Here is a 12,380-nt window from a genome sequence, read left to right on the forward strand (position 1 = left end):
GCTTTTTATAATAAATCCGCTGCCAGTTGGGCTAGCTTGGAACGCTCCCCTTTTTCCAATGTGATGTGGCCGCTGATCCCTTGTTCTCTGAAGCTTTCGACCAAATAACTCAGGCCGTTGCTCACCGAGTCAAGATAAGGGTGGTCGATTTGTTCGGGATCGCCCATCAAAATGATTTTGCTGCCTTCCCCGACCCGCGACACAATGGTTTTCACCTCATGGCGGGACAGATTCTGCGCTTCATCGATGATGATGAATTGGCCGGGAATGGAGCGCCCGCGGATGTAAGTCAACGCTTCAACTTGAATGCTTCCGAGTCCCATCAAGATTTTATCAATATCTCCGGCCTTTTTGGTGTCAAACAAAAATTCCAAATTGTCGTAAATCGGCTGCATCCAGGGCCGGAGTTTTTCTTCCTTTTCTCCCGGCAGATAGCCGATATCCTTACCCATCGGAACAACCGGTCTTGCAATCAGCAGTTTTTTGTATTTATGTTCATCCTCCACTTTTAAGAGCCCGGCCGCAAGCGCCAGCAAGGTTTTCCCCGTTCCCGCCTTGCCTGTGATGGTAACAAGCGGGATGTCGTCGTTCAGCAAAAGCTCCAAAGCCATGCGTTGCTGGGCATTGCGAGCGCTGATTCCCCATACCGGCTCATTGCTGAGAAACAGCGGCTCCAGTTTGGAGGCGTCATCGTTTAGTTTGAGCAGAGCGGATTTTCCGCTGCCCATTTCGTCTTTCAGAATCACAAACTCATGGGGATAAAGGGAATAATTCAATCCGAGCAGTTTTACCGGCAAAGACCGGTACGTATAGAATTCATCGATGATCGAAGGATGCACTTTAAGTGTGGAGTAACCTCCATATCTGTCATCGGGCTCAGGCGTATGATCGGAAAGATAGTCCTCCGCGGTCAACCCGAGTACGTCGGCCTTGATCCGGACGAGCACATCCTTGCTGACCAGCACCACCGGACGCGGCTCGGTTTGTTCAAGCTCCTCCATGTGGTAGTTCAGAGCAACCGCCAAAATCCGATTGTCATTCGTAATTTCGCCGAACATCTCCTGAACCTTGAGGAAGCTTCGATGGTTCAGTTCCACCTTGATTCGCCCGCCGCCCTCCAGCGGTACCCCGTCATGCAAGTGCCCCGTTTCGCGCAAAGCGTCCAGAAGCCTGGATACCCCTCGGGCGTTGCGGCCGATTTCATCGGCATTCCTCTTCTTCGAATCGATTTCTTCCAGCACAACGGCCGGTATAACCACATCATGCTCGTCAAAAGCAAAAATCGCATTGGGATCATGCAGCAATACATTCGTATCCAATACAAAGATTTTCTTCACAATTATCCCCTCCACCGCGGTCATTGCAGCCTTTCATTCTCATACATATTTTTACTCGTCCCGTGAGAATCTAATGTCATCATTTACGAAAGGACGGATTCAACATGCGAATTTGGCTGTGTTTATTATTGACGGCTTCCCTGCTTACGAGCTGTGGAACGACTTCTAAAAAGGCATCACCTTCTTCCCAGAATCAAACGGGAGCCACTCCCCGGGTTCAAAACGTTGCTCGAAACAATAATGCGAACTTGGCTTATACGGGAACCAGAGGCGATCGAGCCAGACAGGTTCATTTGGAACAGCTTGTCAAAAAGGTTCCCGGCGTGAAAGGCGCCCACGTCGTCGTTATGGGAAAAACGGCGATCGTTGGCATTGATGTCGACAGCAAGCTGGAACGGGCCCGCGTCGGCAGTATCAAATATACGGTGGCCGAGACGCTTCGTAAAGATCCGAAAGGCGTCGGAGCCATGGTTACCGCCGACATGGATCTGAATCAGCGGATTGCCGAACTCGGCAAGAAGATTCGGGCGGGCCGCCCGGTTGCCGGTTTTGCCACCGAAATGGCGGATATCATCGGCCGTATCGTGCCGCAGTTTCCAAGCGATACCCGGCCGAATAACACGAAGCCCGAGCAAATGAAAATGGCTCCCGGCGGCAACCGAACCCAGACCCTTGATCGAAATCATTAGATTGTCCCAAAACGATAAAAAAGCCCGGCGAAATTAATCGCTAGGCTTTTTTCATTGCGGCAAAAACTTGTTGATCCAGCATGTCCGCAGCACGCTGGTCGTATACTTTGGCATATTGAGGCGGAGTTACCAGCTGCGCACCATAGAATAAGGCGTTACGCACAGCATCGATATGGATGTCGAAGCAGCACATAATGAAAGGAACTCCGTCCAGAGGATCCTGCACTACGGTAGCCTGGCCGTTAATAGCGTAAATCGTGTCTTCGCCAAAAACGGACACCGTCACTCGCGGATGGGCTTTAATATTGCCGACCAACCGGGAACGATGGTCCAAGGCAAGCCTAAGCGTGGAATGATCCACGGCGTAAATCCAAGAAATTGCGCTGGATGTCGGCCCTCCCGATTCCTGATCCACCGTATTCAGCAAAACAAATGTTTCGGACTGAAAAGCGGAAAAAAGCGAATCGGACAATTGGGTAACGACTTCGGACATGGCTACCAGCCCTCCTGTTGACGATCCTTCTTAAGATCTCGATAACTTACTGCTCCATTCAATCTTAAGTTAATTATATTATATCATGCCAACAAACTTGCTTTCAATTGCCAGTCGCCTGTCCAGAATTGCTATCCTGCTGCTCTTCGGGCGGAGAAATACCGGCAAGCTGATCTTTAAGCGCCTGCTTGGCCGTGCTGAGCTCGTCTTCGTTCAAGTACACGTAAGGGCTTTTCCAATCGCCCGTAATCGGCATGAAATTGACATTTTCTTTGGATATATTCCAATAGGCCGAGATCATATTTTTCATTTGCTCGGATTCCAGATCCGTCGTCATATTTTTTCCTACGGATTGAATCACTTTGCCGGCGCCCACTACGCCATTGAGCGATTTCGCCTGGTCAAGCAGCGCATGCAGCACTTCATTTTGCCGGCGGTTTCGGTCAAAATCGTCGGAACCTTTCGTTTTCGGACTGCAGTTCGATTTGCGGTACCGCACAAACCCGAGCGCATCCTCGCCGTTCAAATGCTGGGAACCTTCCTTCAGATCGATATCGGTGCCGTCCGCGCTGTCGCGGTAGCACATATTCGCATCGACGTTGACATCAACGCCGCCCAAATTATCTACGATATCGCGGAATCCTTGAAAGTTGAGAACCGACACATAATCAATCGGCAGGTCGAAAAACTTGCTCATCATCGTCTTCATTTCCTGTTCGGCCGAGATGCCGCTCTTCTTCTCTTGCGCCAGGAAATTAGGATAAAAGGCATTGACCTTGTTCGTTTTGTAGCCGTCCAGTTCCATCTTCGTATCCCGGGGCAAGGAAACGATCGTCGCCGATTTCGTGTCGGGGTTCATGGCGATCAGCATAATAACATCGCTGAGATGCGTTCCGGTTTCAGGACGGTAATCCGTACCGAGCAGCAGCATCGTAATCGGCTTTTCTTTGGCCGATTGTCCCGGAGCCACCTTATCCGGAGTCCCTGTCGAATCGATGACTTGATCGGCGGTATAGATCAAATACCCGGTATATAACCCCCCGGCGATAACGACCAGGAGCACAATGGACAGCAGCACCTTCATAAATTTCCTAACGCCGCTTGACTTTTTTCTCTTCTTTGTTGAACCTTTTGAGGATCGTCCTTGGCTTTTCGTCCCTCTGGGAGGCAAGCCGCTGCGGTTAGAACTCATGAATGAAAACACCTTTTTTCTATCAAAAATGTTGTCGCTAAGATTATGACGTTTCAAACTGCGGAAAGTTACCTGCTCGTCAGGCCAAAATTATGGGAGCTGCGTAGGATTCTTGGAAACCGGATCGGCGGAGCCGCTTCTTTTTTTGCGCCGGGCTTCCGCAAAATAACGGATTCGCACCATCAGCATCAATACAACGGCTACGAGCAAGCACTGTATAATCGGCAGTTTGTCGATTTGGAAAACAAGCAAAAGGAAAGAACCTACCGCCATTAAAAGGTATAAAACGATTTCCTTGAGAATCGGCAGTTTCTGCTGGGCGCGAAACACTTTGTTGTACACGAAAACCACCAGTACGTAAATCACCAAATAGGAAATTACCGGATGATGTGCAAACCAAGCCTGCAAAGCGATCCCCTCCCAATGCTAATTAAAATTTATTATAAATTAGCCTCGGCATTTCTGCGATGTTTTTCAGCGCGTTCGCGTTCGCTCTTATTAAGAACCTTTTTGCGCATACGAATCGATTTTGGAGTAACTTCACAATATTCATCATCATTTAAATACTCCAAAGCCTGCTCAAGCGAGAATAAGCGTGGTGTTTTCATTCGCACGGTTTCATCTTTCGTCGCCGAACGGACGTTTGTAACCTGCTTCTCTTTGCATATATTGACGACAATATCGTTGTCACGAGTATGTTCCCCAACAATCATGCCTTCGTAAACTTGGGTTCCTGGTTCAAGGAAAATCGTTCCGCGGTCTTCGATGTTCAAAATGCCGTATAGTGTCGTCATTCCATTCTCACTGGAGACTAGAACTCCCTCATGCCGTCCGCCAACCTGTCCCGAAAGGAGTGGGCCATAGCTGTCAAAAGCATGGTTCATGATACCGTAACCCCGGGTTAACGTCAGAAAATGTGTTCTGTAGCCAATCAAGCCACGAGCCGGAATCAAGAATTCCAAGCGGACTTGTCCGTTGCCGCTGTTAATCATGTTTACCATCTCGGCTTTGCGTGAGCCCAGGCTTTCCATGACAGCCCCCATGCTCTCCTCCGGCACATCAATCAGCAGGCGTTCAATCGGCTCCATTCTTGCTCCGTCAATTTCTCTTACGATGACCTCCGGCTTGGAAACCTGAAGCTCATAGCCTTCGCGGCGCATATTTTCAATTAAGATACCCAGATGCAGTTCGCCGCGACCCGACACAATAAAAGCATCCGGACTGTCAGTTTCTTCAACTCGCAGGGAAACGTCGGTTTCCAATTCCTTAAACAGACGTTCACGCAGTTTGCGGGAAGTTACCCACTTACCTTCCTGTCCTGCGAACGGGCTGTTGTTAATGAGGAAGGTCATTTGCAGCGTAGGTTCATCTATCTTCAGCACCGGCAATGCTTCAGGTTGGTTCGGGTCGGCAATGGTCTCACCGATATTGATATCTTTAATCCCTGCAATAGCCACAATATCTCCGGCTCCGGCTTCATTAGTTTCCACTCGGTGCAGGCCCTGAAATTCGAACAATTTCTCGATCCGTGCCGATTTCTTGCCTCCGTCCCGGGTCATGACGGTAACGGCCTGACCTTGGCGAATCAAGCCACGGTTCACGCGGCCGATTGCAATACGGCCCAGATATTCGTTGTAATCCATAAGCGTAACAAGGAACTGCAGCGGTTCATCCACATTTTCCGTTGGTGCCGGAATATGGTCAATGATCGTTTCGTACAAGGCAAGCATGTTGTCGTCTTGTTTTTCCGGATCCAGACTAGATGTCCCGTTAATCGCCGACGCATAAACAACCGGGAATTCCAACTGTTCGTCGCTCGCTTCCAGCTCGATGAACAGATCCAGCACTTCGTCGATAACCTCTGCAGGGCGGGCGGCCGGACGGTCGATTTTGTTCACAACCACAATCGGGGTCAAGTGATGCTCAAGCGCCTTGCGAAGCACAAATTTCGTCTGCGGCATGCAGCCTTCGTAGGCGTCAACGACCAGAAGCACGCCATCGACCATTTTCATGATTCGTTCCACTTCGCCGCCAAAGTCGGCATGGCCCGGAGTATCCACGATATTGATCAGGAAATCCTTGTAAGTAATCGCCGTATTTTTAGCCAAAATGGTAATGCCGCGTTCGCGTTCGAGATCGTTTGAATCCATCGCGCGTTCTTGAACCGATTCATTTTCCCGAAAAATTCCGGACTGCTGCAGCAGCTTGTCGACCAGCGTCGTTTTGCCGTGGTCAACGTGCGCTATGATTGCAATGTTTCTAATTTGTTCTCTTGAATGCATGGTTTATCTCCAAATCCTTTCATCTTTTGTCTCTTTTTTAAGTTTGCACCGTACTTCAAGCCCTGTATTCCTAAATCAGAACGACAATGTTCGCCACAAAACAAGCGTCGACCAAAATGCCGACGCTTGACATATCCTCTATATTATACGCTAAATTTTGAATATTTCAAGAACGGGCGAGCGGTTCACCAGGAGTTTCGTCTTCTCCCGCGGCCTGCAATTAGCCATACTCCCCCTATGATGAGCACGATCGCGAGCAAATAAATGATCGAGAGCGAAAATAGCGTCCAACCAAGCAAAATAATTGAGACTGCCCCCAATATCAGAGCCGCCGTCAGCATGCCGCTCTGGCGCTGCGATGAGAACATTCCGAATTCGAACAAGCCCACCGCGATTCCCAAAAGAAAAAGCGGCCAGGTAAACTTCAGCGTTTGCCAACCCCCAAAATTTCCGATGAAAAACGCCACGCTGTACACGATCAGAATTCCGCCGGGAACCAACAGCTCCGAAGGCCCTTTTCTCCAAAAATGCCAAAGGTGCAGCACGATCCCCGGAATGAGCAGCAACAGCGGCCATAACGTTTTGCCAAGGAAACTGAATACGCCCCATTTCCCAAGCAGGATAATGAGCCCGGCAGCCAAAATCAGTATACCGGTCGTCAGCTTGTTGTTGTCGGACATTTCCACCACACACCTTCCAGAAGACAATGAGGGACAAACCGCAGCAAAATGCGACATCCCCTTCCCTTCCAGTTTATATGAAATCCGTGCAAAAAACCACTCTTGCCATTTCTTTGCATAAGAATGATTTTTGACGGCGGGCGATGGAAAAAAACGAGGTTCTTATGAGCCTCGTTTAACGTTATATTTTCGTATCCAGCCGAACATAATAACGACCGCAGCTACTGCGGCCGGGAGCCATTTGGCAATTGCAGGGGCCGCTGCCGTAAGCGCGTACCCGAGCTTGGGATCATGCAGCAGCATGTCTCCCGCCGTATAACCGAGAATGCCCGCTCCAACGTAAGTCAGGATCGGCAACCGCTGCAGCAAGTCGGCAATCAGATTGCTCCCCCAGACCACGATCGGAATGCTGATCGCAATTCCGATGGCCAGAACGGCCATATCGCCTTTGGCGAGCGCCGCAATCGCCAGCACATTGTCGAGGCTCATAATAAAATCGGCGGCGAGGATCGTTTGCACGGCTTTCCACATCGTGCCGACTTCCGCCACCCGGGAATGCTCATCATGGGATTCAAGCAGCTTAAAGGCGATCGCGGCGAGAAGAATTCCGCCGGCGGCCTGGATAAACGGAATCTGGAGCAGGAGCAAGGCAACCCAAGTCAACGCGCAGCGGAGCAGCACCGCTCCCAGCGCTCCCCACCATACAGCCTGTTTACGTTGTTTGCTTGGAAGATCTTTGCTCGCCATGGCAATGACAACGGCATTGTCTCCGCTTAGGACCAGATTAATTATCAATATTTCCGACAAAAGCAGCAGCTGTTCCACGCTCATCCCTCCTTTAAAACTTGTATGAGCGGATAAGCCAAGCTATGCCAATTTCCAAAAACAACTCTGGACAAATGAATCCTTTTAGTGCGTAAATACGTATATAGGGCTGTAGAGGAAGTGACATAAATGGAATTATTGAGTACTACGATGAGTTTTTTCAGTGCAACGTTTTTTCTTTCACTGATCAACGTTATTTTCATCGATTTGATTTTGGCTGGAGATAATGCGATCGTTATCGGGATGGCTGCCCGCAAGCTGCCTCGAACCGTTCAAAAAAAAGCAATCCTTTACGGAACGGGAGGAGCCGTGGCGCTCCGGATCGTGGCAACCCTGATCGTCGTTTGGCTGCTTGGCATCCCTTGGCTTCAAGCCATCGGAGGCGTTATGCTCATTTTTATCGCCTACAAGGTGCTTGCGGACGAAGGCGGGCATGATTCCATCGAAGCCAAAGACAAGCTTTGGCCTGCGGTTCGAACGATTGTCATAGCGGACGCCGCCATGGGCCTCGACAACGTTATTGCGGTAGCAGGCGCATCCCAGCAGCACATGGTGCTTGTCGTCATCGGACTTCTCATCAGTGTGCCGATTGTGGTTTGGGGAAGCACTCTGTTCATTAAGCTGCTCGATTGGTTTCCGTGGATTGCATATGTCGGTGCCGCCGTTTTGGCGTATACCGCGGCGCATATGATTACGAAGGAGCCGCATTTTGTTTCCTTTTTTGAAGACAAGCCCGTATTGAGATATCTGCTGATCGCCATTGTCATGGTTGGCGTATTGCTGGCTGGCTTTTTCAAGAAACGGCAGCATCAAAAATCGGCCGAAAAGCCGCAAACTCATCCGGCCACACATTAAAAAGCTTCATGGAGGCCAAATACAAAAAAGCGCGAGCAAGGGCATGTTGCCCTAGTGCTCGCGCTTTTTGCGCGGCCGTTTTTTTCCGCAAGCGGCTAAAACCATTTCTCCTGAACAACCTCATTTTCGGAGGAACGGGGCCGAACCGCTTCCTCCCCAGGTTTTATCGTCAACAGCTCCGTTCCCAGCACGGCATCGTCAATCTGCCGTTCGTAATCGGGTAGAGAGGCTTCGATTTTTTCGATGATTTTCAAATTCGGGTTTGTCGTAGGCGATTTCGGCACAAACAAAGTGCAGCAATCTTCATATGGAAGAATGGATAAATCATACGTCCCGATTTCCTGGGCAATGCCGATGATTTCCGATTTGTCGTTCATAACCAGCGGTCTGAGCAGCGGAAGTTCCGTTACCCTGCCGATGACGTTCATGCTGGGCAGCGTTTGGCTCGCTACCTGTCCAAGGCTATCTCCCGTTACCAAAGCCAGCGCCCCGTTTTGCTCGGCCAATCGGGATGCGATGCGAAGCATGGCTCTGCGCATCAGCGTGATGATCAAATTTTCTTGTCCGGTCTGAGCAAGAGACGTCTGGATTTCCGTAAATGGCACCAAATGAAGCTTGATCACACCGGCATATTTCGATAATACACGGGCCAGATCAATGACTTTCTCCTCCGCTTTCTTGCTCGTAAAGGGATAGCTGTGAAAATGCACGCATTCGATTTCGAGCCCGCGGCGCAGCGCCGACCACCCGGCAACGGGACTGTCGATCCCGCCGGAGAGCAAAAGCAGCGCCTTGCCGTTTGTGGCCAACGGGAAACCGCCGGCTCCGGGGATAATTTCATGATACATGTAGGTCCCTTGCTCACGGATTTCTACGCGCAGCTCGACGTCGGGATGATGGACGTCCACCTTGAGCTGCGGACAAGCTTGCAGAACCGGGCTCCCAACCAAGCGGTTCATTTCCTGCGAGGAATGGGGGAACTCCTTCCAGACCCGGCGTGCGCTTACCTTAAACGTTTGCGGCTTTTCTTCCGGCAAGGTTTTCATAAAGGCGGTTGCTGCAGCCGCGATATCCTCCAGGCGGGAAGAGGCGATTTTGACGAGACAAATGGAGGCGACGCCAAAAACTTTTTTCATTTCCGCAAGGATTTCTCCCATCGGCTCCCCGTTCAAAACAACATACAGCCGTCCGAATTCCTTGCGGATTTCCGTTTTCGGAAAAGGACGAAGCCGTGATTTCACATGCGAAAAGACGGCTTTTTCGAATCTGGAACGGTTTCGTCCCTTGATAGCAATTTCGCCGAAGCGAAGCAGCAGCAAATCGTAATCTATGGTCATTTATTTCTCTCCTGTCATGATCTTTCGCATACGGCCGACCGACTTTTTCAAAGCTTCGAGCAAAATATCGATATCTTTCTCCGTATGCTCTTCGCCAAGGCTGATACGAATTCCGGAAGCCGCTTCTTCCCTGCTTTTGCCCATGGCAAGCAGCACACGGCTCGGTTCCGTTCGTTTGGAAGAGCAAGCCGAGCGGGTGGAAACGAAACAGCCTTCTTCCTCCAGCATATGCAGCATGGCCTCCGCCTTCATTCCCGGATAGGAAAAATGCACAATGTGCGGAGCTCCATGCTCCGGAGAATTCATATTCAAATCGGCCATAGCTGCAATTCCTTTCATCAGCTTTTCTCTCAGAACCGCCATTCCGGCGGCACGTTCCTCTTGTCCCTCGCTCGCCAGGCGTAAGGCTTTGGCAAAACCAACGATATAAGGGATATTTTCCGTCCCCGATCTATAGCCGTTCTCCTGACCGCCTCCGGCGATCAGCGGAAATAAGGCCAGTCCCTCACGGACGTACAAGAGACCAATGCCTTTGGGTCCTCTTATTTTGTGCGCGGAGAGGCTGTACAAGTCAATCCCGGATTTCCGAATGGATAGCTTCAGCTTGCCTAAGCCCTGCACGCCGTCGACATGGAAAAGGATCCGCGGAAAATTTCGTTTCAATTCGCGGCCGATCTCTTCGATGGGCTGAATGGCTCCGGTCTCATTATTGACATGCATCACCGAAACCAAAACGGTATCGCTGCGCACCGCGCCGATGACCTGTTCCGCCGTTACCGTCCCATCGGCCGATACCGGTAAATAGGTCACATCCCATCCCATGCTTTCGAGTTGTTTGCAGCATTCGAATACCGAAGGATGCTCCGTCAAAGTGGTGATCAAATGCTTGCCGCGCTGGATAAACTGGAGAGCAGCGCCTTTAATCGCCAAGTTGTTGCTTTCGGATGCTCCCGAGGTAAAGACAATCTCGCGCGGTTTGACCTGCAGAGCAGTGCCGCAAACCTCCCGTGCCTTACCCAGCAGCCTTAAGCTCTCTTCCCCAAGGCGATGCAGGGAGGAGGGGTTTCCGAAATGGCTTCCCATGACTTCGGCAATCGTTTGGGTCACCTCCTCGTAAGGAGGGGTTGTTGCCGCATGATCAAAATAAAACATCGTTTTCACCTTACCCTCCGATTAAAAAAGACCAAAAGAAAAAACGCGGAGAGCCGGGCGTTTTCCCATTTGATCTTTGCATGTGCTTGGATTTTATCGAATCACTACTCGAATCTCCTCTGTGCGCTGATGATCTTGGCAATGTAGTTTTGCGTTTCCTGCGGAAGCAGGTGAAGCTTGTCCATCAGTTGCTGGTCATTGGTAATCCCCAGGTCCATAAGACGCGTCGGGCCTGCATTATAAGCCGCAAGCGCGGTGTTCAGCTGGCCGCCGAATCTTTGCAGTTGGTACGACAGATATTTGGTCCCTCCGTCGATATTTTGCTCCGGATCAAACGGGTCACTAACGCCAAGCCCCCGGGCGGTACCATCCATCAATTGCATCAAGCCCTTAGCGCCGGCGGAAGAAACCGCGTCGGGATTAAAAGACGATTCCGTTTGGATCATCGCTTTGATCAGACTCTCAGGCACGCCGTACGTTTGACTTGCGCGAGTAATAATCAACTCCAAATCCGGGCTTACATTAGCCGAATCCGTCCCGTCTGTATCAGCGGATGTTAATCCGCCCGAACCTTGCAGCAGCTGCCGCAAAACACTGTCCATCGATCCCGATAAGCCTGAAACCGAAGAAGAAAGGCCAAGCCCATCGCCGGTCAGACCAAGCCCCAAATCGGACGAGCCCATTCCCGGATCGGATGAACCAAGACCCATGCCCCCAAGAAGCGCGAGCGTCGCAAGTCCGCCGTTGTCCGGAGCCTCATTGGAAGAGGCTTGTCCTTCGGCCATCAGCATTTCTTGCAACAATATATCAAAAAGGGAACCCGAGCTGTTTGTGGAGTCAAGAGAGTCCGAGTTTCCGTTTCCTTGCAGATCAATACTGTTCATCATTTGGAGCTGGATCAGCTGCCCCATCGTACGCGGGTCGATTTGCATCCTTAACTAACTCCTCTTTGGTATGATATGTATGGATACTATCATTTTACACTCGTTCGGCGGCAATAACCACCTCTTTTTAAAAAACGCCATAAAACGGGAACGAGCCGACGTCCCGTAAGCGAAACGTCAGCCCGTAAAACGATTAATTTCAATTGTAACTGCCTTGATGGCTAGCCGCTTATCGGGTAAACGGCATCAGGACGAAATAACCCAGCGTGGACACGATGCCAAGTCCGATTCCCCATGCGCCGGATGTTTTGTTGCCTTGGCTGTACGCATAAAATCCCATTACCGCCGCCAGCGGTCCCAGAATAATGGACCACATGAATAAAGACACAATTCCAAGCCCTACTCCAACATAACCGACTGTACGTCCCGCCGACGTTACGGCATCGGAACGTTCAGCGCGCGTACCCTCGCGGTCGCGCTCTTCACCACGAGAACTTGCCCTACGCTCATCACGAATCACATTTCCGCCGAAAGTGCCTGCAGGAGTAATGTCTGCGGCATATTCTTCGCGGTGAGCTTTACGCGGATAATCGGTACGATTTTTCTCAGATGACGGGTGATCCGGCTTGCCCTTCTTAAAATCAGTCAATGTGA

At 50.6% G+C, this 12,380-nt stretch carries 13 protein-coding genes; 2 read left to right on the top strand and 11 right to left on the bottom strand.

Annotated elements, in window-relative coordinates; genetic code table 11:
- Positions 1–5: 5 nt before the first annotated feature.
- Positions 6–1,337 (bottom strand): PhoH family protein, encoded by a 1,332-nt coding sequence (locus ACI48K_RS05030; RefSeq protein ID WP_475026436.1) that lies wholly within the window; start codon positions 1,335–1,337, stop codon positions 6–8.
- Between the two features lie 104 nt (positions 1,338–1,441).
- Between ACI48K_RS05030 and ACI48K_RS05035 the strand changes: the two genes are divergently transcribed.
- Positions 1,442–2,026 (top strand): YhcN/YlaJ family sporulation lipoprotein, encoded by a 585-nt coding sequence (locus ACI48K_RS05035; protein ID WP_475026438.1) that lies wholly within the window; start codon positions 1,442–1,444, stop codon positions 2,024–2,026.
- A 40-nt stretch (positions 2,027–2,066) separates the two neighbouring features.
- Here ACI48K_RS05035 and ACI48K_RS05040 read toward each other — a convergent pair whose 3' ends face one another.
- From ACI48K_RS05040 to ACI48K_RS05065, 6 genes are all read right to left on the bottom strand, one after another.
- Positions 2,067–2,519 carry a pyridoxamine 5'-phosphate oxidase family protein gene (locus ACI48K_RS05040; protein WP_475026440.1) on the bottom strand — a complete coding sequence of 151 codons (453 nt, stop codon included), beginning with the start codon at positions 2,517–2,519 and terminating at the stop codon, positions 2,067–2,069.
- A 103-nt stretch (positions 2,520–2,622) separates the two neighbouring features.
- Positions 2,623–3,711, bottom strand: a complete 1,089-nt coding sequence (locus ACI48K_RS05045; RefSeq protein ID WP_475026442.1) for an LCP family protein — start codon at positions 3,709–3,711, stop codon at positions 2,623–2,625.
- 90 nt (positions 3,712–3,801) lie between these two features.
- Positions 3,802–4,119, bottom strand: a complete 318-nt coding sequence (locus ACI48K_RS05050; RefSeq protein WP_475026444.1) for a YlaH-like family protein — start codon at positions 4,117–4,119, stop codon at positions 3,802–3,804.
- A 32-nt stretch (positions 4,120–4,151) separates the two neighbouring features.
- Positions 4,152–5,993 (bottom strand): translational GTPase TypA, encoded by a 1,842-nt coding sequence (gene typA / locus ACI48K_RS05055; RefSeq protein WP_475026446.1) that lies wholly within the window; start codon positions 5,991–5,993, stop codon positions 4,152–4,154.
- A gap of 185 nt (positions 5,994–6,178) precedes the next feature.
- Positions 6,179–6,673 carry a hypothetical protein gene (locus ACI48K_RS05060; RefSeq protein WP_475026448.1) on the bottom strand — a complete coding sequence of 165 codons (495 nt, stop codon included), beginning with the start codon at positions 6,671–6,673 and terminating at the stop codon, positions 6,179–6,181.
- A 162-nt stretch (positions 6,674–6,835) separates the two neighbouring features.
- Positions 6,836–7,498: a TerC family protein gene (locus ACI48K_RS05065; RefSeq protein WP_475026450.1), complete on the bottom strand. Its 663-nt coding sequence runs from the start codon at positions 7,496–7,498 to the stop codon at positions 6,836–6,838.
- A 150-nt stretch (positions 7,499–7,648) separates the two neighbouring features.
- Between ACI48K_RS05065 and ACI48K_RS05070 the strand changes: the two genes are divergently transcribed.
- Entirely contained in the window at positions 7,649–8,353 is a 705-nt protein-coding gene (locus tag ACI48K_RS05070; RefSeq protein WP_475026515.1) for a TerC family protein, read from the top strand.
- A gap of 95 nt (positions 8,354–8,448) precedes the next feature.
- Here the strand turns inward: ACI48K_RS05070 and thiI are convergent, their stop codons facing one another.
- From thiI to ACI48K_RS05090, 4 genes are all read right to left on the bottom strand, one after another.
- Positions 8,449–9,684: a tRNA uracil 4-sulfurtransferase ThiI gene (gene thiI, locus ACI48K_RS05075; protein WP_475026516.1), complete on the bottom strand. Its 1,236-nt coding sequence runs from the start codon at positions 9,682–9,684 to the stop codon at positions 8,449–8,451.
- 6 nt (positions 9,685–9,690) lie between these two features.
- Positions 9,691–10,842: a cysteine desulfurase family protein gene (locus ACI48K_RS05080; RefSeq protein ID WP_475026517.1), complete on the bottom strand. Its 1,152-nt coding sequence runs from the start codon at positions 10,840–10,842 to the stop codon at positions 9,691–9,693.
- Between the two features lie 104 nt (positions 10,843–10,946).
- The gene (locus ACI48K_RS05085; RefSeq protein ID WP_475026452.1) at positions 10,947–11,774 is read right to left on the bottom strand and encodes a lytic transglycosylase domain-containing protein; all 828 of its coding nucleotides are present in this window, start codon (positions 11,772–11,774) and stop codon (positions 10,947–10,949) included.
- Between the two features lie 181 nt (positions 11,775–11,955).
- On the bottom strand, positions 11,956–12,375 hold the full coding sequence (locus ACI48K_RS05090; RefSeq protein WP_475026454.1) for a hypothetical protein: 420 nt from the start codon (positions 12,373–12,375) through the stop codon (positions 11,956–11,958).
- Positions 12,376–12,380 lie beyond the last annotated feature (5 nt).

This window comes from Paenibacillus terrisolis (genome assembly GCF_056171975.1).

Bases quoted from the DNA above. Each gene is read 5' to 3' on its own strand.
- ACI48K_RS05035 (WP_475026438.1), top strand. From the start codon at position 1,442: ATGCGAATTTGGCTGTGTTTATTATTGACGGCTTCCCTGCTTACGAGC.
- ACI48K_RS05040 (WP_475026440.1), bottom strand. From the start codon at position 2,519: ATGTCCGAAGTCGTTACCCAATTGTCCGATTCGCTTTTTTCCGCTTTT.
- ACI48K_RS05045 (WP_475026442.1), bottom strand. From the start codon at position 3,711: ATGAGTTCTAACCGCAGCGGCTTGCCTCCCAGAGGGACGAAAAGCCAA.
- typA (WP_475026446.1), bottom strand. From the start codon at position 5,993: ATGCATTCAAGAGAACAAATTAGAAACATTGCAATCATAGCGCACGTT.
- ACI48K_RS05060 (WP_475026448.1), bottom strand. From the start codon at position 6,673: ATGTCCGACAACAACAAGCTGACGACCGGTATACTGATTTTGGCTGCC.
- ACI48K_RS05070 (WP_475026515.1), top strand. From the start codon at position 7,649: ATGAGTTTTTTCAGTGCAACGTTTTTTCTTTCACTGATCAACGTTATT.
- ACI48K_RS05080 (WP_475026517.1), bottom strand. From the start codon at position 10,842: ATGTTTTATTTTGATCATGCGGCAACAACCCCTCCTTACGAGGAGGTG.
- ACI48K_RS05085 (WP_475026452.1), bottom strand. From the start codon at position 11,774: ATGCAAATCGACCCGCGTACGATGGGGCAGCTGATCCAGCTCCAAATG.